The 25,010-nt window shown below is 42.0% G+C and carries 23 protein-coding genes; 14 read left to right on the top strand and 9 right to left on the bottom strand.

Annotation, left to right across the window (positions count from 1 at the left end; translation table 11 throughout):
- Positions 1–46 precede the first annotated feature (46 nt).
- Positions 47–847 (bottom strand): hypothetical protein, encoded by an 801-nt coding sequence (locus MKO06_RS06340; protein ID WP_241549836.1) that lies wholly within the window; start codon positions 845–847, stop codon positions 47–49.
- Positions 848–970: 123 nt separating this feature from the next.
- On the opposite strand from MKO06_RS06340, the gene MKO06_RS06335 reads away from it, so the two are divergent.
- The 3 genes from MKO06_RS06335 (at position 971) to MKO06_RS06325 (ending at position 3,312) form a co-directional block, all read left to right on the top strand.
- Positions 971–1,339, top strand: a complete 369-nt coding sequence (locus tag MKO06_RS06335; protein ID WP_241549834.1) for a TM2 domain-containing protein — start codon at positions 971–973, stop codon at positions 1,337–1,339.
- Between the two features lie 311 nt (positions 1,340–1,650).
- On the top strand, positions 1,651–2,019 hold the full coding sequence (locus MKO06_RS06330) for a TM2 domain-containing protein (protein WP_241549833.1): 369 nt from the start codon (positions 1,651–1,653) through the stop codon (positions 2,017–2,019).
- A gap of 186 nt (positions 2,020–2,205) precedes the next feature.
- Entirely contained in the window at positions 2,206–3,312 is a 1,107-nt protein-coding gene (locus MKO06_RS06325) for an acyltransferase family protein (RefSeq protein WP_241549832.1), read from the top strand.
- A gap of 35 nt (positions 3,313–3,347) precedes the next feature.
- Here the strand turns inward: MKO06_RS06325 and MKO06_RS06320 are convergent, their stop codons facing one another.
- Both MKO06_RS06320 and MKO06_RS06315 read right to left on the bottom strand, forming a co-directional pair.
- The gene (locus tag MKO06_RS06320; protein WP_241549830.1) at positions 3,348–3,968 is read right to left on the bottom strand and encodes a peptidase associated/transthyretin-like domain-containing protein; all 621 of its coding nucleotides are present in this window, start codon (positions 3,966–3,968) and stop codon (positions 3,348–3,350) included.
- Positions 3,969–4,043: 75 nt separating this feature from the next.
- A complete protein-coding gene (locus tag MKO06_RS06315) occupies positions 4,044–4,277 on the bottom strand; it encodes a hypothetical protein (protein WP_241549828.1) in 234 nt (77 codons plus the stop codon).
- 140 nt (positions 4,278–4,417) lie between these two features.
- On the opposite strand from MKO06_RS06315, the gene MKO06_RS06310 reads away from it, so the two are divergent.
- A complete protein-coding gene (locus MKO06_RS06310; protein ID WP_241549820.1) occupies positions 4,418–4,852 on the top strand; it encodes a retropepsin-like aspartic protease in 435 nt (144 codons plus the stop codon).
- 58 nt (positions 4,853–4,910) lie between these two features.
- On the opposite strand, the gene MKO06_RS06305 is transcribed toward MKO06_RS06310, so the two are convergent.
- The 4 genes from MKO06_RS06305 to MKO06_RS06290 all read right to left on the bottom strand — a co-directional run bounded on the left by MKO06_RS06305 (position 4,911) and on the right by MKO06_RS06290 (position 11,027).
- Positions 4,911–5,414 carry a hypothetical protein gene (locus MKO06_RS06305; RefSeq protein WP_241549819.1) on the bottom strand — a complete coding sequence of 168 codons (504 nt, stop codon included), beginning with the start codon at positions 5,412–5,414 and terminating at the stop codon, positions 4,911–4,913.
- A 377-nt stretch (positions 5,415–5,791) separates the two neighbouring features.
- Positions 5,792–7,072, bottom strand: coding sequence for a 2-oxoglutarate dehydrogenase complex dihydrolipoyllysine-residue succinyltransferase (gene odhB / locus MKO06_RS06300; protein ID WP_241549817.1), 1,281 nt, complete (start codon positions 7,070–7,072; stop codon positions 5,792–5,794).
- A 43-nt stretch (positions 7,073–7,115) separates the two neighbouring features.
- Positions 7,116–9,896 carry a 2-oxoglutarate dehydrogenase E1 component gene (locus MKO06_RS06295; RefSeq protein WP_241549815.1) on the bottom strand — a complete coding sequence of 927 codons (2,781 nt, stop codon included), beginning with the start codon at positions 9,894–9,896 and terminating at the stop codon, positions 7,116–7,118.
- A 156-nt stretch (positions 9,897–10,052) separates the two neighbouring features.
- A complete protein-coding gene (locus tag MKO06_RS06290; protein ID WP_241549813.1) occupies positions 10,053–11,027 on the bottom strand; it encodes a polyprenyl synthetase family protein in 975 nt (324 codons plus the stop codon).
- A gap of 139 nt (positions 11,028–11,166) precedes the next feature.
- Between MKO06_RS06290 and MKO06_RS06285 the strand changes: the two genes are divergently transcribed.
- The 4 genes from MKO06_RS06285 to MKO06_RS06270 are packed head-to-tail and all read left to right on the top strand — an operon-like array spanning position 11,167 to position 17,871.
- Positions 11,167–11,769, top strand: a complete 603-nt coding sequence (locus MKO06_RS06285) for a TetR/AcrR family transcriptional regulator (RefSeq protein ID WP_241549812.1) — start codon at positions 11,167–11,169, stop codon at positions 11,767–11,769.
- Positions 11,759–13,198 (top strand): TolC family protein, encoded by a 1,440-nt coding sequence (locus MKO06_RS06280; RefSeq protein ID WP_241549811.1) that lies wholly within the window; start codon positions 11,759–11,761, stop codon positions 13,196–13,198. The genes MKO06_RS06285 and MKO06_RS06280 overlap by 11 nt, the downstream gene beginning before the upstream one ends.
- Before the next feature lie 16 nt (positions 13,199–13,214).
- Positions 13,215–14,396 carry an efflux RND transporter periplasmic adaptor subunit gene (locus tag MKO06_RS06275; protein WP_241549808.1) on the top strand — a complete coding sequence of 394 codons (1,182 nt, stop codon included), beginning with the start codon at positions 13,215–13,217 and terminating at the stop codon, positions 14,394–14,396.
- The gene (locus tag MKO06_RS06270) at positions 14,389–17,871 is read left to right on the top strand and encodes an efflux RND transporter permease subunit (protein ID WP_241549806.1); all 3,483 of its coding nucleotides are present in this window, start codon (positions 14,389–14,391) and stop codon (positions 17,869–17,871) included. Before MKO06_RS06275 ends, MKO06_RS06270 begins: the two co-directional genes overlap by 8 nt.
- A 54-nt stretch (positions 17,872–17,925) precedes the next feature.
- Here MKO06_RS06270 and MKO06_RS06265 read toward each other — a convergent pair whose 3' ends face one another.
- On the bottom strand, positions 17,926–18,288 hold the full coding sequence (locus MKO06_RS06265; RefSeq protein ID WP_241549804.1) for a toxin-antitoxin system YwqK family antitoxin: 363 nt from the start codon (positions 18,286–18,288) through the stop codon (positions 17,926–17,928).
- 229 nt (positions 18,289–18,517) lie between these two features.
- Between MKO06_RS06265 and aspS the strand changes: the two genes are divergently transcribed.
- From aspS to MKO06_RS06245, 4 genes are all read left to right on the top strand, one after another.
- The gene (aspS, locus tag MKO06_RS06260) at positions 18,518–20,266 is read left to right on the top strand and encodes an aspartate--tRNA ligase (protein ID WP_241549803.1); all 1,749 of its coding nucleotides are present in this window, start codon (positions 18,518–18,520) and stop codon (positions 20,264–20,266) included.
- A gap of 135 nt (positions 20,267–20,401) precedes the next feature.
- On the top strand, positions 20,402–22,114 hold the full coding sequence (locus MKO06_RS06255) for a chloride channel protein (protein ID WP_241551032.1): 1,713 nt from the start codon (positions 20,402–20,404) through the stop codon (positions 22,112–22,114).
- A gap of 27 nt (positions 22,115–22,141) precedes the next feature.
- Positions 22,142–22,381 carry a hypothetical protein gene (locus tag MKO06_RS06250; protein WP_241549801.1) on the top strand — a complete coding sequence of 80 codons (240 nt, stop codon included), beginning with the start codon at positions 22,142–22,144 and terminating at the stop codon, positions 22,379–22,381.
- Between the two features lie 94 nt (positions 22,382–22,475).
- A complete protein-coding gene (locus tag MKO06_RS06245; protein ID WP_107011798.1) occupies positions 22,476–22,670 on the top strand; it encodes a cold-shock protein in 195 nt (64 codons plus the stop codon).
- An 89-nt stretch (positions 22,671–22,759) separates the two neighbouring features.
- Here the strand turns inward: MKO06_RS06245 and MKO06_RS06240 are convergent, their stop codons facing one another.
- Positions 22,760–23,719 carry an NAD-dependent epimerase/dehydratase family protein gene (locus MKO06_RS06240; protein ID WP_241549799.1) on the bottom strand — a complete coding sequence of 320 codons (960 nt, stop codon included), beginning with the start codon at positions 23,717–23,719 and terminating at the stop codon, positions 22,760–22,762.
- A 152-nt stretch (positions 23,720–23,871) separates the two neighbouring features.
- On the opposite strand from MKO06_RS06240, the gene MKO06_RS06235 reads away from it, so the two are divergent.
- Positions 23,872–24,456, top strand: coding sequence for a hypothetical protein (locus MKO06_RS06235; RefSeq protein ID WP_241549797.1), 585 nt, complete (start codon positions 23,872–23,874; stop codon positions 24,454–24,456).
- A 10-nt stretch (positions 24,457–24,466) separates the two neighbouring features.
- Positions 24,467–24,997: a nuclear transport factor 2 family protein gene (locus MKO06_RS06230; protein ID WP_241549796.1), complete on the top strand. Its 531-nt coding sequence runs from the start codon at positions 24,467–24,469 to the stop codon at positions 24,995–24,997.
- Positions 24,998–25,010 lie beyond the last annotated feature (13 nt).

Here is a 25,010-nt window from a genome sequence, read left to right as displayed (position 1 = left end):
AGATCTAAAATAAAATTAGAAGCCTTCGCGAAAGCGGGGGCTTTTTTTATTTGCGCTTTACAATATTGATACCTGCTTTCTCACCCTCCTTCAAATTGGTGAGTGTGGTCACATAGTTCCTGGAATCCTCGAAGTGAATCTTTACCGTATTAGGCGGCGAAGTTCCAACGTTCAGAGCAACCACATCTATCTGGGTTTGTTCATCTTTCAATTTAATAGGAATGATCTTTTTTTCCCTGGTCACCACGAAATTCTCTAATATTTTTTTTCCATTAATGATCAGGTCTATCCGGTCATCGTCTTCTTTCCCGGCATCATAGATAGTGAGCTCTATCTCCTCGTCTGAGGTAAGTATGTTCAGGTTCTCATTACTGGCAATGATGTTCATACTTAGGGTGTCCATGGTCTTCGCAAGGCTTACCTTTTTCTTGATATCTTCGTCCAGGCGTTTCACCCTCTGAATTTTCCTGTCGACCTTTTCGGCTTTCTTTTTTATTTTTTCAATACTAACCATTTTGATATCGCCATCCAGGCAACTCTGCCCATCGCTATATAAGCCTCTGAAGATCCCTTCGATCTCCTCTACATCATAAATATCCTTGACCCGACCCTTGAAATTGACAAAACAGAAATCATTTTCAATAATAGGCGATTTGGTATAAATGATATTGGCCTCCTGGAAACTGAGTTCCCGGCTTTCTTCATTGTAAAAACCTTCTAGATTGGATTTGGTCTCATGAGGGCCTCCCATATCGGTTATTGAGTAACCCGAGATACTGTCATTCTTAATTTCAAAAGCGATCCTATAGGAGATGAAAGAAGAGTCATTGAGTTTTATAACTCCCATAAAATCAGAATTTTGCTGCGAAAAACCCCACAAACCTATAAAAAATGTTAATAGTGTAATACTCCTGTATCCCAAACCGTATTTTTTTCTTAATTTAATAAACATAACGTTAAAAAGGCAACTATGAAACTAAAACTATTACTTTCGATTTTCGTTTTTTCGTTGGCCGTTAACCTAAGTTATGCATCCTTTCCGGTGCAACGAAGTTTAACAGCCACTGAAAATGTAGCAGCTCAAGCAGATGAAGGTGGAGAACTTTTTTCCCCGGCAGCCGCCCAGAACCAAAAAAGTAAAGGAGTGGCATTATTACTCGCGATTTTCCTTGGATTTGTAGCAGGTCACAAATGGTATCTTGGCAGCAAGTGGTACTGGAACTTACTGTTTATCGTTACCGCAGGTGGCGCGGGAATCTGGTGGATCATAGATATCATTGGTATTATAACCGGTAGATATGCACCCAGAAACGGATCCTATAAGGACAGCTTCTTCTAGAATCCAGCCTTACGTCCAATCATATAAATCCCGTCTTAAGACGGGATTTTTCAATTAATTCCGGGTCTATTTTCTTGGCTTTACCTTTACCATCCCTTCTTCAAAGGTCTAACACATACTTTCATTTATATATCAAATATCATTTTCGAAGAGATAGGATATATCCTCTAAAATCACACTTTATCTGAAAATCAGCACGTTGCCAAACTCACCTGATTTAATGCGATAAAATTATTAAAAGAGTCAGTATTTTTCAGGCCTTCGCTTTAGAATTTTATTTAGCTTGCACACCTAACCGTTAATGTTTAAATATGAAATTAAAATTCTTTCTAAGCATTCTAATGTTCGCGTTAGCCTTGAATTCCAGCTACGCATCATTTCCTGTTCAACGCACACTTGCTGCTTCCGAAACGGTGAGCGTAGAAGTTGAAGAAGGAGATGACCTTTTTTCACCAGCTGCAGTGGATGGGGAAAAAAGTCAGGGTGTAGCCATGTTGCTATTGCTTTTTGCTGGGATCGTAGCGGCACACAGATGGTACCTTGGTAGTCCATGGTACTGGAACGTGCTTTACATTCTCACGCTGGGCGGACTTGGAATCTGGGCACTCGTTGATTTCATTGGGATCGTGACTGGAAGCTATAAACCTAGAAAGGGTAGCTACCAGGAAGATTTCTTCTAGGAATCACCTGAATTTTAAATTGTTAGACCCACCTTTAAGAAGGTGGGTTTTTTATTTCTGAACTTCAATAGGCAGCGAATAACAGCTTTAAAATTCAATTTTCCGGTTTTTCCTATATTAGTTCAACTGCTTGTTTCCTAATTACCAAAAAAGAATTTTCATTACCAATGCCGTGACCTTAGATAGATGAAATATATCAAACAACTGGACAGTGTACGCGCCATTGCAGTTTTACTGGTTATCATAAGCCACTGGTTACCAAAGAGCTTTCCACTCAACCAATTTCCAATTGGGGTAACCGGTGTGAATATTTTCTTTGTTCTAAGCGGATTCCTGATCACCTCGATACTTTTTCAAAACAAAAACAAAAGCGAGGTTTCGAACAGCACCATCATAAGATCTTTTTACGCCCGTAGAGTATTGAGGATATTTCCTATCTACTATCTCACGATATTTACGCTGCTATTACTTCATGAATACACAAAGACCAATATAGAGGAAGACTTCATTTATTATTTGACCTATACCACCAACTTCAATTTTATTTTAAACGAAAAATGGGATGGGATGTTATCCCATTTATGGTCGCTGGCAGTGGAGGAGCAATTTTACCTAATCTGGCCCTGGCTCATCATTTTTATCAGGAGAAAATACCTAATTCATATGATCTCCGCGTTTATCCTTATTGGCCTGGGATCGCGATTCATTTTTATGGATTATGACTGGAATAGGATTCTAACGACCTCGTGCTTCGACTCGCTTGGTCTTGGCGCGATGCTTTCCTGGTTCACGGTATATAAGGTTAGTCTACTACCCAGGTTTTATAAATGGATAAAGGTCTTATCCATTTTGGTTTTGTTCAATTATATCCTGTATTTTCTCTTCTATGAAGAAGGTTACTGGATCCCCATTCCCCAGGGCACTATAGATTCGATCATAGCAACCCTGGGCATAAGCTTTATATATCTTAATAGAGATTCCGGCAGCCCTGTTTTCAGATTTTTACTGAATCAGCCTGCATTGATATTCTTTGGTAAGATTAGTTATGGCATTTATTTATATCATAAGATCCTTCCCAGTTTCACATGGATGATCAGATTCAAATTACAGGGAATCCTTCCTTCATTAAAACCAGTATTCGAAAATCAAAATATGGTACTGTTAACCGATTTTATAATACTTATCTTACTTAGCTGGTTATCGTACAGGCTTATTGAAATGCCCTTTTTAAGACTTAAAAAACACTTCAAAATCAACCAGGCAAATAGTAAGACACTTTACGAAACGTCTTGAAAACAGTCTTAACTATAAATGGAACATAAAAATATTTAGTTATATCCTGGAACACCCTTTCCAAGTACAAAATTTCTTTCAATTAGAGTCATTCCATCCTGCTCCTGCAATTTCACCACACCGTCACTACCTCTTGGCGGATCTTCCATATGATGTTCTGTTAGAAGTGGATCTCCCTCAAAAAAATAGCCCGACAGATAATAATATCGGCCATCTGGTTCCAGGACAATAGGATGGATATGAGCAGGATTTTTACCATCAGGGTATGCGCCTGGCATCTGCGTATAAAAAGTGAATCGACCATCCTTTCCGGTTTTTATCCAGCCTCGCAAATAACCATGCCGGGCCGCCCAGCCGGTTTCACCGTCTTTGGAAGGATAAACTCCCCTGGCATTTGTATGGTGAATATAAAGGATCACATCGCTGGCCGGAGTTTTCCCATCGGGCCTGAAGATAGTTCCGGTGATTTTAAGCTTCTTTTCTGCCGTTTTGAATTCAGGCAGGGTATCAACGGCCGTTAGATCTTCTTCGTATTCCAGCACAGCCTCGCAACCTTCGCAAGGTCCGCCAACCAGTCTGTATTCCTGTTCTGCCTGTGAGCGGGCACAGGAAAAAAGCAAGATCGAAATGAAAAATAACAAAAACCTGAACTTCATAACATGCCTTTTTTCATTTTAATAGGAAAAGGTAGATACAAAAAAAGCTCCTTCAAGTGAGGGAGCTTTCTTTATTCAATTAAGAGAAGACTGAAAGTTCTTCATCATTTTATAGATACATTTAAAAACGAGTTTTCGTTTCTTTCTGGCAGGATCTTTCTCAAATTTGAACTTGATGAATTTCCCGGCCGGCTCATCACTGGGGAAATGATAATTGGTGCCTTCCAGGACGAACCTGGTCTTTTCTGAAAAAATAAAATCAGAGACGTATCTCTTTACCAACCTGCGTTTACCTGATGAACCTTTCATATTATTAAGTTTTTGGTTAGAACCACTTAAGTTACAAAAAATATGAATTCGATTAATGAACTAATTTTTTAAGAATGACTATTTCAGGTCCATAATAAGAGCATACCTATTGAAAATCCTATATTTGTAGAAAAAGAAAAATGTCTTTGAAAAAGCTTCTGAAAGATAAAGGATATCATCGCTTTAAACTTACCATTACAAAAACCAATCACCTCGAAATTCATGCAAAGATCAACGGGATTGAAGGTACTTTCCTGGTAGACACCGGAGCTTCGAGTACTTGCGTAGGCATCGAAGCCATAGAACACTTCGAGTTACTTTCAGAAGACAGTGACATCAAGGCTGCCGGAGCCGGAGCCTCCAATATGCTTACCCAGATCTCACAAAAAAATACCTTCGAGATCGAAGATTGGAAGAAGAAAAAAGTAGACCTGGTGGTTTTCGATCTAAAACATGTCAATGAAGCACTTGTTAATCATAAAGCTGAAAAGGTACAGGGAATTATAGGCGCTGATCTTCTCAAGCGCGGGAAGGCTATTATCGACTATAAAAGCAAATGCATCTACCTTAAATAAGGAAAATAAAAACCCGCTCAAAGGCGGGTTTTTATCAATACTTACTTTTTGTTTTTGCTTATGAGGTTGATTCAGAATTCGTCTCCATCTCACTCAGTTGTTTACTTATATCTTCGAAATCCTTTTGCATCTTATCATGTTCACTTCTCATCGTTTTATGCTCCATCATGATATTCTGATGGTCTGTTCTCATTTTTGAGATCTGGGCTTCTTTTTCTGCATCTGTCATAGTTTCAAAATCTGCCTTTAGCTCATTATGACTCGAAATCACTTCCTGGTGAGATTTCATCCAGGTTTCATGCTTTTGTAAGATTACTTCATGTGCGGCCAGGTTTTCCAACATGGAGGAATCTTCTATTGCAGCTCCTTCAAGCCTTTGAGATAAACCCTGGTATTGACTCGTCATTTGCTGATGAACGTCCTCAAAATTGGAATGAACTTTTTCAATACTGTCGTTCTGGCTCATTAATTTATCCAGATCTTCCTGAACCTTCTTATTGTCATCTTCACTAGCTGCAGTAGCCAGTATAGCCACTAACAGGATCATTAGATACTTTTTCATTTTTAGTTCTTTTTTTGGTTTAGTCAAACTTACAAAATGCTGATTATTAGCATTTTAATATGCTGTTAAAATGAAGGTTTCGGTATAGCTATAATTTTGTTAAGAAGACAGTCTGTGAATGCTCACATAGCATTTAGGGGAAAAATCCCCTTTGACCTGTATTCTTTAAATAATTAGTTTTGAGTGGTTACGAATTTAATTCCAGGTATGACTAAAAGTAAACTCTTTCACCGGTTCATTTTCCTAATCCTAGCCGCACTGGTTGCAGGAGTCCTGGCTTTGAATCTTATTCGTTTGTTAGTTTTGTTTTAATTTTGTTAGAAATAAAAAGGGTCAGCTTTCGCAGACCCTTTTTATTCTTTTCTGGCTTCGTGTAATTACAGTTCAAGCGCTCTTTTCACATCATTATCCATCAGTAGTTCTTCAGGATTTTCGATAGCTTCCTTCACCGCAACCAGGAATCCAACAGATTCTTTTCCGTCTATGATTCGGTGGTCATAAGATAACGCCACATACATTATTGGCCTGATCTCTACATGTCCATCTACCGCTACCGGTCTTTCCACGATATTATGCATCCCAAGGATAGCACTCTGTGGTGGATTGATGATTGGTGTAGATAACATTGATCCAAATACTCCACCGTTGGTTATAGTAAAGGTACCTCCTGTCATCTCATCTACTGTGATCTTTCCATCACGTGCTTTTAGAGCCAGTCGTTTAACCTCTGCCTCCACCCCACGGAAAGTAAGGTTTTCAGCATTCCTAATTACCGGTACGGTAAGACCTTTTGGACCGGAAACAGCGATACTGATATCCTTGTAATCATAACTCACCATATAATCTCCATCTATCATGGAATTCACGGCCGGATATTCTTCAAGGGCACGTATCACCGCAAGTGTGAAGAAAGACATGAAACCTAGGCTTACCCCGTGTTTCTCTTTAAATTCTTCCTTGTATTTCTTTCTAAGGCTGAAGATAGCACTCATGTCTACCTCGTTGAAAGTAGTCAACATAGCCGTATCGTTCTTCGCACTAACTAAACGTTCTGCAAGTTTGCGACGGAACATCGACATTTTCTTACGCTCCTCGGCTCTGGAACCATTTCCTGGTGATCCCATAGAAGCTTTGGCTTCAACGGCATCTTCTTTGGTCACCCTGCCGTCTTTACCCGAACCTTTAACCTCTTTTGGATCGATACCTTTCTCATCCAGTATTTTCTTGGCTGCAGGAGAGGGACTCCCTTTTGCGTAAGAATCCTGTTTTTGCTGGGGAGTACTTGATTTGGAAGGCTCTTCGGTCTTTGGTTCAGCCTTATCGCTGTCCTTTTTATCCTCTTTCTCTTCCTGGCGCTCCTTTTCTTCCTCTTCAGCAGGTTTATCATCTGAATCGTCATCATCTCCACCTCCAGGCTTATCAGCTTCGGTATCGATCAAACAAACCACCTCACCAACTTCTACCACATCGCCTTCTTCGGCTTTAAGAGTGATAATACCACTGGCTTCAGCCGGAAGCTCAAGGGTTGCTTTATCGCTATCTACTTCGGCTATTGCCTGATCTTTTTCAACGTAATCCCCGTCTTCTACCAGCCACTGGGCTATTTCCACTTCAGTGATGGATTCCCCGGGTGAAGGAACTTTCATTTCTAAGGCCATGATTGTTGTCTATTTTGGTTCCTGATTTCAGGAAATTTAATTCTTAATTGTTTTCTTCTTCGTTCAGATCTTTGTCAAACACACTGTTTATAACACGTTCATGACGCTTTTTAAAGCGTACGGCGCTACCGGCAGCAGGTGACCCGTAAAACTTACGGCTGCAAACCCTAAAATGTCTTGCCTCCGGGAAATGTAGTAGCAGGTGTGCATAAGCTCCCATATTTCTAGGTTCTTCCTGCGCCCATACCACATCTTCGGCATTTTTATATTTCTCCATGATCTCCTTCATTCCTGAGGTTGGCAATGGGAATAATTGTTCAATTCGAACCAGAGCGACATCTTCCCTTTCATTCTCCTCACGATGCTTCAGCAGGTCATAATAAAACTTACCGGTACAGAACACCAGGCTTTTTATCTTATCTACCTTGGCTTCTGAATCATCTATAAGCGTTTGGAAGCTTCCATTCGCAAATTCTTCTTTAGTAGAGATCACCTTTGGATGACGCAGCAAACTTTTTGGAGTGAAGATGATTAACGGTTTTCTGAACTTGGCTTTCATCTGCCTCCTTAATATATGGAACATGTTCGCCGGTGTGGTAACATCGGCCACATACATATTATCTTTTGCACAGAGCTGAAGGAATCGCTCCATTCTTGCTGAAGAGTGTTCAGCTCCCTGTCCTTCATAACCATGTGGCAAAAGCATAACCAGTCCGTTCTGAAGCTTCCACTTATCTTCAGCTGCCGAAATATACTGGTCTATCATGATCTGTGCTCCGTTCACGAAATCACCGAACTGAGCTTCCCAGATCGCCAGCGTGGTAGGGCTAGCCATAGCGTAACCATAATCAAATCCTACCACTCCGTATTCTGAAAGCAGGGAATTATAAATAAAGAAATCTCCTTCCCTGTCTTTTATATTGTTGTGAAGAATGATCTCTTCTTCACTGTCTTCAACTTTTACTATGGCATGCCTGTGAGAGAAAGTACCTCTTTCCACATCCTGGCCGGTGATACGAACATTGTAACCTTCGGTCATAAGCGATCCGTAAGCAAGATGTTCGGCCATCGCCCAGTCCAGTTTATTGTCCTCGAAGTACATCTTCTTGCGACCATCAACCAGCTTCTTGATCTTTCTCATGAACTTTTTGCCTTCCGGCAGTTCCGAGATCGCCTCTGCTACCTTATCCAACTTTTCAAGATCGAAGGTGGTATCGATTTCTTTCATCATCGAATCTTCCTGTACATTCTCAAAACCTTCCCACTCATCCTCCATGAACGGGGTGATCCTGGTGGTTTCTTCCTTTCTGGAATCCTCGAGTTTCTCTTCGAGGGAATCTTTATATTTTTTCTCAAGATCTTTCAGGTAATCATCATCGATCACTCCGGCTTTCTTGAGTTTTTCAGCATATATATCACGGGCATTCTCATGTTTCGAGATCGCCTTATATAATTTTGGCTGGGTAAATCTTGGCTCATCCCCTTCATTGTGCCCGTATTTCCTGTATCCAAGAAGGTCGATGAAAACATCTCTTTTGAATTTCATCCTGAAATCAAGCGCAAAAAGAATAGCATGAACTACTGCTTCGGCGTCATCAGCATTCACATGAAGTACCGGTGAAAGGGTCACTTTCCCCACATCTGTACAGTAAGTAGAACTTCTAGCATCCAGGTAGTTTGTGGTAAAACCAATCTGGTTATTCACCACGATATGTATAGTCCCTCCGGTTTGGTATCCTTCCAGCTGGGCCATCTGTACGATCTCGTAAACCAGTCCCTGGCCAGCAATTGCGGCATCTCCATGAACCAGAATGGGCAAGACCTTTGAATTATCACGATCGTAATGACGATCCTGCTTGGCCCTTGCGATCCCCTCAACCACTGCTCCCACAGCTTCCAGATGAGAAGGATTAGGTGCGATATTGATATTTATTTCGTTCCCGTTATCGGTAGTACGGCAGGAGGTCCAGCCCAGGTGATATTTTACATCTCCATCAAAAATATCCTGTTCGTAGTCCTTCCCGTCAAATTCACTGAAAATATCCTTGGCACTTTTTCCGAAAATGTTGGTAAGAGTGTTCAACCTTCCCCGGTGCGCCATTCCCATAACAAAATCCTTTACTCCAAGCTCAGCCGCTTTTTCGATAAGAGCGTCCAAAGCAGGAATTAAACTCTCTCCACCTTCCAGTGAAAATCGCTTCTGCCCAACATATTTGGTGTGCAGAAAAGATTCGAATGATACGGCCTCGTTCAGCTTTTTTAAGATTTGCTTCTTCTGGGCGGCGTCAAAATCGGGATGATTTTCGTTAACGTTCAGTTTATTCTGGATCCATTCGATCTCCTCCGGCTTACGAATATACATATACTCGATACCGATGGAGTCACAGTAGATCTTCTCCAAATGCCTGATGATCTCCTTAAGCGTGGCAGGCCCCAGGCCAACAATATCCCCTGCGTTAAAGGTTTTTTCAAGATCGCCTTCTTCCAGGCCGTAATTTGAAATATCCAGAGTAGGACTGTATTTCCTTCTTTCCCGAACAGGGTTTGTTTTGGTAAAAAGATGTCCTCGGGTGCGGTAACCGTCAATAAGACGAATCACCTTAAATTCTTTTACAACATGCTCGGGAATCTCTCCATCTTCGAAATCAACTGGCGCTTCGGCCATGACCTCTTCTGAGACCCCATTTTGTTGCATCCCGAAGTCAAATCCTTGAAAAAAAGCCCTCCAACTGGGCTCTACACTATCAGGGTGTTTTAAGTATTGATGGTAAAGTTCTGCGAAATATGCAGTATGAGCAGCATTTAGAAATGAAAATCTATCCATAGAATTGAAACCAATGTTTCTTTTGTTTTTAAAAACATTAGCAAAAATACAGAATTTAAAAAAAACAGCTTGTAAGCTTTATGATAATTATCTATCGGATTATAGGAATTTTAACAGGCTATTTTGATCAAAAACCGAGGAATATTGATTAAAACCTTAAACCTGCCGCTCCATGAGCATCTTTCCAAAATTGCGTAAGGGCTCTTTTTTCTTTTCAGAAATTTCAATCTTATCCAGTACCTCAAAGGCTATTCGAGTATAGTTCTCAATTTCCTTTTTGGTAAGTTCAGCAGCGCCACAACTTTCAAAAAGTGCTTTTACCGCCTCTATTTTTCCAGAATTATCGGGAGGGTTGATGCTGTAAAGATGTTCCAGCTGGAGGGCTTCACTGCGATTGGCAAGCTCCAGGGTTTTTAAGTACAAAAAGGTTTTCTTATTTTCAATGATATCACCACCTGCCTGTTTTCCAAAGGTTTCAGGATCACCAAAAGCATCGAGGTAATCATCCTGAAGTTGAAATGCAATTCCAAGCAATCTTCCGTACTGGTAAATAGCATCCCTGCACTCCTGACTGGTTCCCGCAACGATCGCACCCATTTGAAGAGAAGCTCCAACCAGCACAGCCGTTTTATATTCGATCATCAAAAGATAATCGTCAATGCTTACATTATCGCGAGTCTCAAAATCGATGTCGTACTGTTGCCCTTCACAAACCTGTATCGCCGTTCTGGTAAAAAGTTTTGAAAGATCCTTAAAGGTATCACCCTCGTAACTTTCAAAGAGCTGATAAGCGTTGATTAACATGGCATCACCAGAAAGTATCCCCGTGTTAAGATCCCATTTTTCATGAACGGTTTCCTTTCCCCTGCGTATAGGAGCATCATCCATAATATCATCGTGCACCAGTGAAAAATTATGAAATATCTCTATCGCGAGTGCAGCATCCAGGGCCTTTTTATAATCGCATTCGAAGATCTCAGTAGCCATTAGAACCAGCACCGGCCTTAGTCGCTTACCTCCCTGTTCAAGAATATAGACCATAGGCTCATACAGGTTAACCGGCTCTTTAACCTGAACTTTTTCGTGTAAATAATCAGTTATAGCCTGTCTGTACTGGGGAATAGAGAGCATGAATCAAAAAATTTTCAGCTAAAATACCATAATTGAGAATATTTCAAATTTTAAGCAAAAGTTAAATAAACTTAAAACTTAGGAAACTTATTTTGTTTATAAAGTTTCCTCGCCTTATTTTTGCGCAAAATTTTAAGTAGTGAAAGATAAAATCCTGGAAACATCTACCGATATGTTTCTTACTTATGGTTTCAAGAGTGTTACTATGGATGATATTGCCGAAAAACTGGGAATGTCCAAAAAAACCATATACGCACATTTTGCGACCAAGTCTAAATTAGTTCAGGCTTCGAGCTCCCATTTACTGGATACCATCTCCAAAGGTATCGACAAGGTGATCGAAAAGAACCTGAATCCGGTGGTAGAAAATTTCGAGATCAAGAAATTCGTCAATCAGCATTTGAAAGGTGAAAAGACATCTCCCCATTTTCAGCTAAAAAAGTATTACCCCAAGATTTTCCATAACCTCATCAATGAGCAGTTTAATGTATTGCAAAGTTGCGTAGGAGAGAATATAAGCCGTGGTATTGCATCAGGGGATTACAGGGAAGACATCAATATCCCCTTTGTATGCCGGATTCATTTTGTTGGCATGATGGGCGTGAAGGATAAGAACATTTTTCCAGTGGAACATTTTAGTGAAAAAGACCTGGCCGATATGTTTCTCAACTATCACTTACGCGCCATTTGCACTCCCAAAGGATTAAAGAATTTAGAAGAATACATTCAGAATGAAAAATAGAACACTCCTGATATTAAGTTTTCTTGGCCTTACGTTTGGAGGCCTTACTGCCCAGGAAGACAGTTTAACGGGTTACCGGTTCACGCTCCGGGAAGCTATAGAGTTTGCGCTGGAAAATAATTATCAGTCGCAAATAGCCCAAAAAGATGTAGATAAATCCCTTCAGCAAAAATGGGAGATCATCTCACAGGGATTGCCGCAAATTGATGGTGCGGTTGACTACCAGAATTATTTACAACAGCCAGTAACGCTATTACCAGCCGCTGCTTTTGATAATACACAAAGCACCATCGATGTGGTCGAAGAGTATTTTGACGGGGCACAGCGTAATGATGTTCCGGTAAACGCACCCGAAGGTTTTATCCCGGTTAGGTTTGGAACCAAACAAAGTGTGAACGCCACGGCAACCTGGAGACAGCTTATTTTTGACGGCTCCTATATCGTAGGGATCCAATCGGTCAAGACCCTGCTGCAGATCTCCAAAAATGCGAAGACCAAGACCGACCTTCAAATCAAGGAAGCCGTAATCAACGCTTATGGAAATGTGTTGCTGAACGAGGAAAGCGTTGAAATCCTGGAAAATAATGTTAGCGCCCTTGAGAAAAATTATGAAGACACTAAAAAGATCTACGAGAATGGCCTAACAGAGCAGGAAGACGTGGAGCAGCTGGAAATCACCCTCATAGGTCTTAAAAATAATCTTCAGCGAAGCCGAAGAATGCGCGAGATCGCTTATGAAATGCTGAACCTTAGCCTGGGAATCCCGGTAGAGACCGAAGTAAGGCTGGAAGAAGAACTCAACGAACTCACCATGCAATATTACGACCTGTCTCTTCTCAACAAGCAGATCCCGATCGAAGAGAACATCGATTACCGCATTGCCAAGAACACTGCTGAATCTGCAGCTATCCAGGTTAGATTACAAAAAGCTAAGGCGCTGCCTACCTTAAGCGGTTTCGTTAACTACGGTTACCAGGGCTTTAGCGACGACTTTACGTTCTTTAACAACGACCAGGAATATTTTGGGCAGTCCATTCTTGGGGTAAGCCTTAACATCCCCATTTTCAGTAGCGGAATGAGAAGCTCACTCACCCAGCAACGAGAGATCGAGTACGAACAGGCACTTCTGGACCTGGAACGTACCGAGAATGAAGTAAAAAGGCAGATCAATATGGCCAAGAACGAATATGAGTTCAGCCTTGAGAATTATGAGAATGCCATTCGCAACCTTGAACTGGCAGAACGAATTGAAAAGAAAAACGAGGTCAAATTCTTCGAAGGGATCGCCAGCAGTTTTGAACTCAACGAAGCTCAAAGACAATTATACTCGGCTCAGCAAAACTACCTCCAGGCAATGCTGGAAGTGATCACTGCCAAAGTCCAATTGGAAAATTTACTAGACACTAGAACCTATGACAATGAAAACTAAATATCCTATACATCCCATGAAAAAATTAATTCTGTTAACTGGTATTTTTGGTCTTTTTATCGCTTGTGGAGACAAGCAGGACCAATCTATCGAGGATATCATAGAAACAGGCGATCTTGCCCAGATAAGAGCCAAGAAGTCTGAGCTTAGCGACGAACAAAGCCAGCTTTCAAAAGAAATAGACCAGTTGGATGAGGCCATAAAAAAACTGGATAAGAACAGGAATTACACCCTTGTAAGTGTAGACACCCTAAATACAACCACTTTTAAGCATTATGCAGAAGTTCAGGGTAACGTGGCAACCGATGAGAACATTGTGATCTACCCGGAATATTCTGGAATCTTAACCAGCGTGAAGGTTGATGAAGGAGACCGCGTTACTAAAGGACAGGTTCTGGCAACCATAGATGACGGAGGTTTACGCAACCAGCTATCAGAATTACAGGCGCAGGCGCAACTTGCCAAAACTACATTCGAAAAACAGGAACGTCTCTGGAACCAGAATATCGGGTCTGAAATTCAATACCTGGAAGCCAGGACCAATTATGAAGCCCTGCAGAGTTCTGTTAAAAGGCTGGAATCCCAGCTGGCGAAAACGGTAGTAAAAGCACCATTTAGCGGTGTGATAGATGACGTAATGAGCGAGCAGGGAGAAGTTGTTGGCCCGGGACAAAATATGCTTTTCAGGTTGATAAGCCTGGATAATATGTATGTAGAGGCCGATGTTCCTGAAAACTACCTCAGCAAGATCGAGAAAGGTACCGATGTGAAAATCCTTATCTCTTCGGTAGGAAAGGAATTCGATGGAGAAGTTAGCCTTGTTGGGAACAATATCAATCCTTCTAACAGAACATTCAGGATCGAGGTCAAGATCCCCAACGAAAAGAACTTAATAAAACCAAACCAGATCGCGACCATAAAGCTGAACGATTATACATCAGAAAATGCGATCGTGATTCCAGAGAATACCATTCAAAAGAATTCCCTGGGAGAAAGCCTGGTTTATATTTTAAACCCTAAAGATTCTGGAAATGGTGGCGAAGCTGAAAAAGCGGTGATAGAAGTTGGATATACTTATGACGATTCCATCGAAGTGAAAAGCGGACTCGAATCTGGAGATATCCTTATTACCGAAGGAGCCAAAAATCTCAGGGAAGGACAGGAAGTGAGAACCAAAAAAGCAATGGAGAATGAATAAGATAGATAGAGAATTTAAACTCTCCTCCTGGGCGATCGACAATAAGATGACGGTCTACGTCATCATAGGGATCCTGCTTGTTGGTGGATTGTTATCATATTACAGTATGCCGCGGGAGTCATTCCCAGAGATCATCGAAACCAAGATTTACGTAAGCTCGATCAACCCGGGTAACTCGGCAGAGGATGTTGAAAAGTTCATTACCGAGCCTTTGGAAGAAGAATTCAATGATGTTGGCGGCGTGCGAGAGATCTCTTCCACCACCCTGCAGGATTATTCCCTGGTGATCGTGGAATTCGAGGAAGATATAAATGTAGACGTTGCAAAACAAAAGATCAAGGATAAGGTAGATATGGTGAAGGCCGAAACCACCTGGCCTACCCTGGATAACGGCGCCAAAGTTGAACCAAACGTTTTTGATCTCAACATTTCAGAAGAGCAGCCAATCCTGAACATCAACCTAACTGGAGATTATACGGTGCAGCAATTAAAGGACTATGCCGAATACCTTCAGGAAAAGATCGAATTGCTTCCGCAGATCAAGGAGGCGAGTATTCGCGGAGCTGAAGAAATGGAAGTGGAAATTGCAGTGGATATCTACAAAATGAGCGCTTCCAAAGTGAGTTTCCAGGATATCATCAACGCGGTTAGCGCTGAAAACCGAACCATTTCAGGAGGAAACATCATTACCAGCGGAGTCCAGAAGAACATCCGGATCATAGGGGAGATCGAAAATCCTAAAGAACTGGAAAACGTAGTGGTAAAACAGGACGGTGGAAATATTTTTCTGAAAGACATTGCAGACATCAATTTTCAGGAAAAAGATCCAACCACTTATGCAAGAGAATATGGCGAGCCGGTTGTAATGCTGGATGTAAAGAAACGCAGCGGCAAGAACATGATCGAAGCGGTAGACATGATCAAGGAGATCATCAAGACCGAACAGGAAGAATACCTTCCGGAATCCCTTCATATTAGCCTTACGAACGATCTTTCTACAGATACACGAAACCAGGTGAACGACCTGGTGAACAATATCATCTTTGGGGTGATCCTGGTGGTTCTTGTACTGATGTTCTTCCTTGGTTTCAGGAACTCCCTGTTCGTTGGACTTGCGATTCCGTTATCTATGTTCCTGTCTTACGTGATCCTGTCAAGTTTGGGATATACCCTTAACACTATGGTGCTGTTCGCACTGGTAATGGGGCTGGGGATGCTGGTAGATAACGGTATTGTGGTGGTAGAGAACGTGTATAGCCTTATGGACCAGGGCATGCCACGAATCAAGGCGGCAAAACAGGGGCTGGGTGAAATTGCCTGGCCAATTATCGCATCCACGGCTACTACCCTTATGGCCTTCTTCCCGCTGGGACTCTGGCCGGGTACGATTGGTAAATTCATGGTAATCTTCCCGATTACTCTTTCCATAGTCCTGGGCTCCTCCCTTTTTGTGGCCCTCATCATCAACTCGATGTTAACCTCGCAGTTCATGAAGACCGAAGAAGGACGCATCTCCAAAAGAAAAATGATCAGGACCAGTATTATTATGGGAGGAATAGGATTTATTCTTCTAACAGCCGGTTATATGATCTCCATGGGAATCTTAAGAGCACTGGGAAACCTGCTGTTATTAGGCGTCATTTTGCTGTGGTTCTATAAATATGTTCTTTCAAGGGCTGTGGATTATTTCCAGTTCAAGGCATTGAAAAAGCTGGAATCTAATTATGAACGATTTTTGAAGTTCGCACTTCGTGGAAGAAAGGCTTACGGCTTTTTCTTCGGAACCGTTCTGTTATTGATAGTTTCGTTTATCCTGGTTGGACTCGTTCAGCCAAATGTTTTATTCTTCCCGGAAAACCAACCCAAACAGGTGATCACTTATATCGAATATCCTGAAGGTACCGATATCAAGAAAACCAATGAGCTCACTAAAAAAGTTGAAAAGCAGATCTTCGAGGTTGTTGAAAAGTACAAGGACGAGGACGGCTATAACTTTATGGTGGAATCTGTGATCTCACAGGTTGGTGAAGGTGCCGGAAACCCTCAAACCGATGGAGGCCAGCAAAACGCCATGCCTCACAAAGGTAAGGTTACCATAGTCATGAGAGAATTCAAGGAGCGGCGAGGTGTTCCAAGTTCCCAGGTTCTAAGTGAAGTTCGGGAAGCCGTAAGCCAGTTCCCCGGAGCTTCGATTATAGTTGAAAAAGATGCCGCAGGTCCACCTGCAGGTTACCCGATCAATATTGAGATAAAGGGTGAAGATTACGAGCAGATGCTCGCCGAAGCCGAGAACATTCGTTCCTACATCAATGATCTAAATATCCCGGGTATCGAGGAACTCAATATAGATGTGAACAAATCCAAACCCGAGTTGGATGTTCGGGTAGACCGCAAAAAAGCTGGACAATTAGGTATTTCCACTTCACAGGTTGGACAAACCCTGCGTAGAGCGATCTATGGGGAAGAAGTTTCCACTTATAAGGAAGGTGAAGATGACTACGAGGTGAACGTTCGCTTTGGTGAAGAATACAGGTATAACGAAAGCGCCCTGTTTAATCAGCCTATCACGTTCAGAGACCAGAATTCCGGCCAGATCAAGCAGGTACCAATTTCTTCACTGGTAGAAACGAATGTTAGTTCCTCCTTCAGTTCTATAAAACGAAAGGACCTCAAAAAGGTAATTACGATTTATTCGAATGTGTTGCAGGGCTATAACGGAAACCAGATCGTGGAGCAGCTCCAAACTGCCTTAAAGAGCTACGATCTTCCGGAAAGCATGAGCCTTTCCTTTACAGGAGAACAGGAAGAGCAGCAAAAGAACATGGACTTCCTGTTAAAAGCGCTTTTGATCGCAATTGGCGGGATCCTTTTGATACTTGTAGCACAATTTAACTCGGTATCCAAACCTATCATTATTTTAATGGCGGTGGTGCTGAGCCTGGTGGGCGTTTTCCTGGGTCTTATCATCTTCCAGATGGATTTCATCATCATCATGACCATGATGGGAATCATTTCCCTCGCGGGTATCGTGGTGAACAATGCGATTGTATTGATCGATTACACCCAGATACTTATAGACCGGAAAAAGATCGAATTAGGCCTGGAAGAGGATGAAATGTTAACGCGTAAGCAGTATTTTGATGTGATCGTCGCAGGCGGAAAATCCAGGCTAAGGCCGGTTCTTCTAACTGCGATCACCACTGTACTGGGATTGATCCCCCTGGCTGTAGGTCTGAATATTGACTTCTTTGGCCTGATCACAGATTATGATCCGGCAATCTATATTGGAGGAGACAACGTGATCTTCTGGGGACCACTGGCCTGGACCGTGATCTTCGGACTGGTATTCGCCACTTTCCTTACCCTGGTTGTGGTACCAGTGATGTTCTACCTGGTGAACAGAGCTAAATTAAAGTTCAAAAAGCCGAAATCTGAGCAGGAGCAGAAAAAAGAACAAAAACTCGTAGAAGCCTGATAAAATAAAAAAACCCCGCCAATTGGCGGGGTTTTTTTATATATCTAAGCTCGATTAGTTCTTAACGATGGCGCTTTCGCTTTTCCAACTGTTAACCGCAGCGATCACGCTGTTATCATAATCTACTTCAGTAAGTTTATCACCATTCCAAAAAAACCATTTTCCGTCTTTTTCTCCCTGGTGGTAAGTTGCGATGGCTGTCTTTTCACCGTTTTGGTCGTAAGAAACCCACTCTCCATGGAGTTTTCCATCCTTGTACGTACCTTCCTGTCTAATACTTCCGTCTTCATAATAAAATGTTCCTTTAATTAGATCACCCTGCTTTTCAAAAACAGGTTTAGGAGCTTCGTTCTGTCCAATAGCAGCACTTCCGCATACGAACAGTGCCCCTAATATGATATTTTTTATAGTCTTCATAGCTTCTTTTGTTAACCTTATACTTACAAATATAACGAAAGTTTACAAACAATCAATATTTAGGTAACATTAAGTTAACATTGGAGCGCTTTTTAGCTGATTTACATTTTTTATGATTTAACCTAAACCGAAGATCAGCGGAAAATGAGATAATTTTTAAGCTCCAAAGGTTCAGTAAAACTGTTTAACTTCTTACTTTTGTGCCCATTCTAAATTATTAAAGAATAACATGTACAGAAGTCATACCTGCGGTGAACTCAATGCTCAGCAAATTGAAAATAAAGTAACCCTATCCGGATGGGTTCAAAAGGTTAGGAACAAGGGATTTATGATCTGGGTTGATCTTCGTGATCGCTACGGCATCACCCAGTTGATATTTGATGAAGAACGATCTTCTAAAGAGCTTATGGAAAAGGCCGGAAGCCTGGCTCGTGAATTTGTTATTCAGGTTGAGGGAACAGTAATTGAACGGGAGTCTAAAAACCCGAATATCGCCACCGGCGAGATTGAAGTCCTGGTTGAGGATTTCAAGATCCTCAATTCTTCTAAAACACCACCTTTTACCATTGAAGATGATACAGATGGTGGAGAGGACCTTAGAATGAAATACCGGTACCTTGACATTAGACGAAATCCGGTGAAGAACAAGCTAATGTTCCGCCACCAGGTGGGCATGAAAGTAAGGAATTACCTTTCTAACAAGGGTTTCATCGAAATTGAAACTCCCTATTTGATAAAATCCACTCCAGAAGGTGCCCGTGATTTCGTGGTACCTAGCAGGATGAACGAAGGCCAGTTTTATGCCCTTCCGCAATCTCCTCAAACCTTCAAACAATTGTTGATGGTGGGTGGAATGGATAAATATTTCCAGATCGTGAAGTGCTTCCGCGATGAAGACCTTCGTGCCGACCGCCAGCCGGAATTTACCCAGATCGACTGCGAAATGGCTTTTGTGGAGCAGGAAGACATTCTAAACATTTTTGAAGGCATTACCAGGCATCTACTGAAAGAAATAAAAGGAGTTGAAGTTTCCGATTTCCCACGTATGACCTACGAAGAGGCCATGAGAAAATACGGGAATGATAAGCCAGACATCAGGTTCGGGATGGAATTCGCAGAATTGAATGAACTTGCTAAAAACAAAGGTTTCAATGTATTCGACCAGCAGGAACTGGTAGTTGGGATCGCCGTTCCAGGAGCCGCTTCGTTTACCAGGAAAGAGATAGACAACCTTATTTCATGGGTTAAAAGACCTCAGGTTGGTGCAAACGGACTGGTATGGGCAAAATATAACGAAGATGGAAGCCTGAAATCCTCAGTAGATAAATTCTATACTGAAGAAGACCTTAAAGCCTGGGCAGAAGCCACCGGAGCAAATCCGGGAGATCTTATCCTGGTAATGGCCGGAGATGCCACTAAGACGCGAACTCAACTTAGCGCACTTAGAATGCACCTGGGGAATGAACTTGGCTTAAGAAAAGCTGATGAATTCGCCCCGCTATGGGTTGTTGATTTTCCATTGCTGGAATGGGATGAGGAAACCGAAAGATTCCATGCGATGCACCATCCATTTACCTCCCCTAAAAAGGAAGATTTCGCGCTTCTGGAAACAGAGCCAGGAAAAGTACGCGCTAATGCATACGACCTTGTTTTGAACGGAAACGAAATTGGCGGAGGATCAATCAGGATTCATGACAAAGAAACCCAGTCTCAAATGTTCAAATATCTTGGATTTACACCTGAAGAGGCGAAAGAGCAATTTGGATTTTTAATGGATGCCTTCCAGTATGGAGCTCCGCCGCACGGAGGTATCGCCTTTGGTTTTGACAGGCTGGTTGCCATTCTTGGTGGTCAGGAAAGCATCAGGGACTTCATTGCATTCCCTAAAAATAACGCAGGACGCGATGTAATGATCGATGCCCCGGCCAACCTGGACAAAGAGCAATTAGACGAATTACATCTTCAATTGAAATTATAAATATCACATCCCGCTTATCGCGGGATTTTTTATATTCACAGGCTAATTCCCTGAATAGTGCCAAAATTCCGCAGATCTTTGTTGCATAAATTCCTGAACTGGAAATCCAGGAATCTTTCGCATCGGCAGTTCCTGATGATCATCAGTGCCATTATAGGTTTTATAGCCGGGATCTGTGCTGTTACCATTAAGAACCTTACCCATTTTATTCAGGTTCTGCTAAAAGGTGATACGTTTATAAGCTATCACAACGCCTTTTATTTCATTTTTCCTGTGATCGGGCTTTTGATCGTTTACCTGATCTTTAAATTCATAATCCGAAAAAAGATTGGACAGGGGATCCCTTCCACTCTATACGCTATTTCGCGGCAAAAGGGGATCATGAAACGTTTCCAGATGTATTCCTCCCTTATTACCGCACCGATAACGGTGGGATTTGGAGGATCGGTAGGTCTCGAGGCACCCACGGTAGCAACCGGTGCTTCCATAGGTTCAAATCTTTCAAGACTTTTCCTGTTAAATCAAACCACCAGGACCCTGTTAATTGGATGTGCCGCTGCGGGCGCGATGTCTTCCATTTTTAATGCTCCGGTCGCTGCGATCATATTCGCCATCGAAGTGTTTAGCCTGGACCTAACACTGGCCTCGTTATTGCCCTTGCTTATCGCGTCGGTCTCTGCTGTGCTTACCTCCTATTTCTTCTACGGAAGTGACATCATTTTGCCTTTTTACCTAGAGGACGCTTTCACCATTTCCGAAGTCCCCTATTATATGTTGCTGGGTACACTGGCGGCGGTCTGTTCTATTTATTTCACCTGGGTTCATTTTAGCCTGATGAAAATAATGTTCAGGATTCGGTCTAAGATCCTCAGGCTCCTTACATCCGGTTTACTGCTGGGACTCATCATATTTTTTATACCACCCCTATATGGTGAGGGTTACAGCGTGGTAAACAATTTACTTCAGGAAAATTACCTGGAGGCCCTTGGTACCAATCTTTTTAATGCTTACCTGGAAAACATCTGGGTGGTCATCTTCCTGTTAACAGGTTTGGTGATCTTTAAGATCATTGCCACCTCACTTACACTTAGTGCTGGAGGAATTGGCGGTATCTTTGCACCTGTGATGTTCATGGGGAGTGCCATGGGTCACGGTTTTGCATTACTACTTAACAACCTGGGATTGTTCAATAATCAAATTTCGGTTAGTAATTTCACACTTGTGGGTATGGCTGGCCTCATGGCCGGAGTGCTGCATGCCCCCCTTACCGCAATTTTCCTGATCGCTGAGCTCACCCATGGTTATGAGCTGTTCATTCCCCTCATGATCACAGCGGCGATATCGTATATGATCACCAGTAAATTCCAGCCACATTCGGTCTACACCATGGAACTCGCTCAAAGAGGAGACCTGTTAACCCATGATAAGGACCATACAGTTCTCACCCTGATGAACATTTCCCAGGTCATCGAAAAGAATTTCATTCCTCTGGATATCAATATGAACCTTGGAGATGTGATCCACCAGGGAGTGGTAAAATCTTCCCGAAATATTTTTCCCGTGGTCGATGAAAATCGTAATTTCATGGGTATTATACTTTTAGATGATATTCGCCCCATCATGTTCAATGAAAAGTTGTATGATGAGGTAAAAGTTCAGGACATCATGCAACAGGCGCCTGAGATCATCGACCTCGATACAGATCGCATGAAAAATATCATGCAAAAGTTCCAGGAAAGCGATGCCTGGAATCTTCCGGTGGTCAAAGAGGGAAAATATGTAGGTTTTATTTCCAAATCTAAAATGCTAACGGCCTACCGTAAGAAATTGATCGAAGTTACGGTTTGATAGAAAAATCAAAAAAATACTGGTAAAATGAAGCTATTTATGAAGATCCTGGGAATTTCCATTCTAATTGCCATTGGAGTTGGATTCTATTTTCGCCTGACGGGTGAGATTCTAACAGGTGACAGAATCATAGGAATTTCGGTTCTCGTGAGTGCGTTTATCTTCATGCCCATATTCCTATATGTGCGTTGGAAAGGTAAGAGACTGAAGGACTATACCCTATCTGAAGAGAACATGAAAAAAATGAGAGACAGGGGAATTGATTAAAAGATAATCAAAAAAATTTTACAAAAAATTCTGATTTTCAGTCGATTCTAAATTTTTTACCTGTATGTTTGTGCTTTATTAATTTATTATTTTTATGCAAGGCACAGTTAAATTTTTTAATGAATCAAAAGGTTATGGATTCATTACCAACGACGACACCAAAAGAGACATTTTCGTACACGTAACCGGCTTGAATGGAGAAACTATCCAGGAAGGTGACAGAGTTGAGTACGAAGAAACAGAAGGAAGAAAAGGAGTGAACGCTACAGAAGTACGCGTGATCGAATAATATAATTTTTTCTGAGTACCGAGTAAAAATGCCCCACGCTGCAGCGTGGGGCATTTCTTATTTTAGACCTTATCTTTTTTAATACTTTTTCAGGCGTTCTCCTTCAGGCTTTCCTGAACTCCCTTGAGCATCTCCTCTGTCATTTTTTCCAGATCAAACTCGTGTTCCCAACCCCAGTCTTCGCGGGCAGCCGAGTCATCTATGCTGGAAGGCCAGGATTCTGCTATGCTCTGGCGAAAATCAGGCTCGTAAGATATTTTAAAGTCTTCGATATGTTTTTTGATCTCTTCCGCAAGAATTTCAGGAGTAAAGCTAATCGCCGCAAGATTGTAGGACGATCTTACCTTTATCTTTTCAGCGGGAGCTTCCATGATATCGATGGTAGCCTTGATGGCATCATCCATGTACATCATTGGCAAGGCAGCATCCTTTGCAAGGAAACTGGTATATTCTGAATTCTTGAGGGCTTCATGAAAGATCTCGATGGCATAATCTGTAGTTCCACCACCAGGCAGGGTTTTATAACTGATGATCCCGGGATACCTGATACTTCGTACGTCTACCCCGAATTTCCTGTGAAAATACTCACACCATCTTTCCCCGGTTTGTTTACTTATCCCGTAAACGGTGGTAGGTTCCATAATGGTGGTCTGGGGAGTCCCCTCTTTTGGCGTGGAAGGTCCAAAAACCGCGATACTGGAAGGCCAGAAGATCTTATCCAGCATCCCTTCTCTTCCCAGTTTCAGAATGTGAAAAAGGGAATCCATATTCAGGTCCCAGGCTTTCATAGGCGCTTTTTCGGCTGTGGCGCTCAGCATGGCGGCCATTAGGTAAACTTCCCTGATATCATATTTTTCAACGATCTCACGAATATGAGGCTCATCGGTAGCGTTCAGAATTTCAAAAGGGCCAGATTGCATCAGTTCCCTGCTTCCTTCCCTGATGTCACTGGCAACCACATTTTCGTTGCCATGCATCTCTCTTAACTTCATCGTTAATTCTGTCCCAATTTGCCCGCAAGCACCAATGATCAAAATTTTTCGCGCCATACATTAAATTTTTTGCAAATATATTTAATTATAGGCCGGAAATCGCAATAAACTAATTTTCTTCGGGTTACTTTTTAGGAAATCAACAATTCGATTTTCGCAAGTTAAAACGGCAAATAATCAATAACTTTGTAAGAAGCTGAAATTAAAACATGAAGAAATTCATCATTTTCCTTAGCATTTTCTCAATCTTTTCCTGCAGAACGGAACAGGATGCGGAAGAATCTGCTGAAAAGGCCATGGATACCACTGCTTTCCAGGCCTCTTTAAAAATAGACGATCAACCCATTTCTCTTCAACCAGAAGCGCGTGATCAGGCTTTGAAATGGGTGGAGTTCATAACGGCCCAGAATGAAATCAACAAGCTGGAAAATGCCAATGTCAACCAGCTTATGAACGATGCCGGAGCCATTGCCCAAATCATGGAATCCCTGTCTAATTCAATACCGGATAGCCTGCGATCTGTAGCCGTGGAAGCCAGGTTGAATGTAGTGAACACCAAGGCGCAGTTGCTCAAACAATACTCGATGAAACAGGAGCCCGATGCCGGGAAGATCGCCGAAACCGGCAGTGAATTATATACCGAATTCAACAATTTTAAGCTTCAGCTTAACGAGATCTTTTTGAAAAGTATCGAAGACTTTGAAGCCGAACTGGATGAGTTCGAGGAAATGGAACGGCAAATGGACTCGGCCGCCAGGATTCAAAACCAGCAACCCACTCAAAATATCAATTAACAACGTACCAATGAAAAAATCAATTTTTATTAGCATCCTGCTTTCAGGCCTGTTCTTTCTTCCTGCATTGAATGCTCAGGTCAAGAACACCGAAAAGAACATCAAAGCGGTGGAACGGCAGGTAAATAAAACCCTGGGGACCTGGCATAAGGCTGCTGCCTCGGCCAATTTTGACGAATATTTTGAACAGATGACTGAAGATGCTGTATTCATTGGTACTGATGCTACTGAAAACTGGAATTTGAGACAATTCAAAAAATTCGCAAAACCATATTTCGATTCGGGAAAAGCCTGGGACTTCAAAACCCTGGAACGCAATGTTTACATCCATGAAAATATGGGAATGGCCTGGTTTGACGAACTCCTGGAAACCCATATGGGAATCTGCAGGGGTTCAGGAGTGGTCACAAAGGAAAATGGCAAATGGAAGATTCACCATTATGTACTTTCCATCACCATACCGAATGAAAATGTGGAAGAAGTAACCGAAATGAAAAAAATGTTCGACGAGGCATATATGTCCAAACTAAAGAAAAATTAAACCTTTTGCCCTC

The sequence above is a fragment of the Christiangramia oceanisediminis genome, from assembly GCF_022570735.2.
GTDB classification, from domain to species: Bacteria; Bacteroidota; Bacteroidia; order Flavobacteriales; family Flavobacteriaceae; genus Christiangramia; species Christiangramia oceanisediminis.
The sequence above is the reverse complement of the archived record's forward strand: the minus strand, read 5'-3'. Positions and strand labels throughout refer to the sequence as shown.

Excerpts from the sequence above, each read along its gene's own strand:
- MKO06_RS06245 (WP_107011798.1), top strand. The coding sequence starts at position 22,476 with ATGCAAGGCACAGTTAAATTTTTTAATGAATCAAAAGGTTATGGATTC.
- MKO06_RS06315 (WP_241549828.1), bottom strand. The coding sequence starts at position 4,277 with ATGAAAGGTTCATCAGGTAAACGCAGGTTGGTAAAGAGATACGTCTCT.
- aspS (WP_241549803.1), top strand. The coding sequence starts at position 18,518 with ATGTACAGAAGTCATACCTGCGGTGAACTCAATGCTCAGCAAATTGAA.
- MKO06_RS06325 (WP_241549832.1), top strand. The coding sequence starts at position 2,206 with ATGAAATATATCAAACAACTGGACAGTGTACGCGCCATTGCAGTTTTA.
- MKO06_RS06235 (WP_241549797.1), top strand. The coding sequence starts at position 23,872 with ATGAAGAAATTCATCATTTTCCTTAGCATTTTCTCAATCTTTTCCTGC.
- MKO06_RS06280 (WP_241549811.1), top strand. The coding sequence starts at position 11,759 with ATGAAAAATAGAACACTCCTGATATTAAGTTTTCTTGGCCTTACGTTT.
- MKO06_RS06290 (WP_241549813.1), bottom strand. The coding sequence starts at position 11,027 with ATGCTCTCTATTCCCCAGTACAGACAGGCTATAACTGATTATTTACAC.
- odhB (WP_241549817.1), bottom strand. The coding sequence starts at position 7,072 with ATGGCCTTAGAAATGAAAGTTCCTTCACCCGGGGAATCCATCACTGAA.
- MKO06_RS06230 (WP_241549796.1), top strand. The coding sequence starts at position 24,467 with ATGAAAAAATCAATTTTTATTAGCATCCTGCTTTCAGGCCTGTTCTTT.
- MKO06_RS06340 (WP_241549836.1), bottom strand. The coding sequence starts at position 847 with ATGGGAGTTATAAAACTCAATGACTCTTCTTTCATCTCCTATAGGATC.
- MKO06_RS06330 (WP_241549833.1), top strand. The coding sequence starts at position 1,651 with ATGAAATTAAAATTCTTTCTAAGCATTCTAATGTTCGCGTTAGCCTTG.
- MKO06_RS06270 (WP_241549806.1), top strand. The coding sequence starts at position 14,389 with ATGAATAAGATAGATAGAGAATTTAAACTCTCCTCCTGGGCGATCGAC.
- MKO06_RS06295 (WP_241549815.1), bottom strand. The coding sequence starts at position 9,896 with ATGGATAGATTTTCATTTCTAAATGCTGCTCATACTGCATATTTCGCA.
- MKO06_RS06240 (WP_241549799.1), bottom strand. The coding sequence starts at position 23,719 with ATGGCGCGAAAAATTTTGATCATTGGTGCTTGCGGGCAAATTGGGACA.
- MKO06_RS06320 (WP_241549830.1), bottom strand. The coding sequence starts at position 3,968 with ATGAAGTTCAGGTTTTTGTTATTTTTCATTTCGATCTTGCTTTTTTCC.
- MKO06_RS06275 (WP_241549808.1), top strand. The coding sequence starts at position 13,215 with ATGAAAAAATTAATTCTGTTAACTGGTATTTTTGGTCTTTTTATCGCT.
- MKO06_RS06255 (WP_241551032.1), top strand. The coding sequence starts at position 20,402 with ATGATCATCAGTGCCATTATAGGTTTTATAGCCGGGATCTGTGCTGTT.
- MKO06_RS06310 (WP_241549820.1), top strand. The coding sequence starts at position 4,418 with ATGTCTTTGAAAAAGCTTCTGAAAGATAAAGGATATCATCGCTTTAAA.
- MKO06_RS06265 (WP_241549804.1), bottom strand. The coding sequence starts at position 18,288 with ATGAAGACTATAAAAAATATCATATTAGGGGCACTGTTCGTATGCGGA.
- MKO06_RS06305 (WP_241549819.1), bottom strand. The coding sequence starts at position 5,414 with ATGAAAAAGTATCTAATGATCCTGTTAGTGGCTATACTGGCTACTGCA.
- MKO06_RS06250 (WP_241549801.1), top strand. The coding sequence starts at position 22,142 with ATGAAGCTATTTATGAAGATCCTGGGAATTTCCATTCTAATTGCCATT.
- MKO06_RS06335 (WP_241549834.1), top strand. The coding sequence starts at position 971 with ATGAAACTAAAACTATTACTTTCGATTTTCGTTTTTTCGTTGGCCGTT.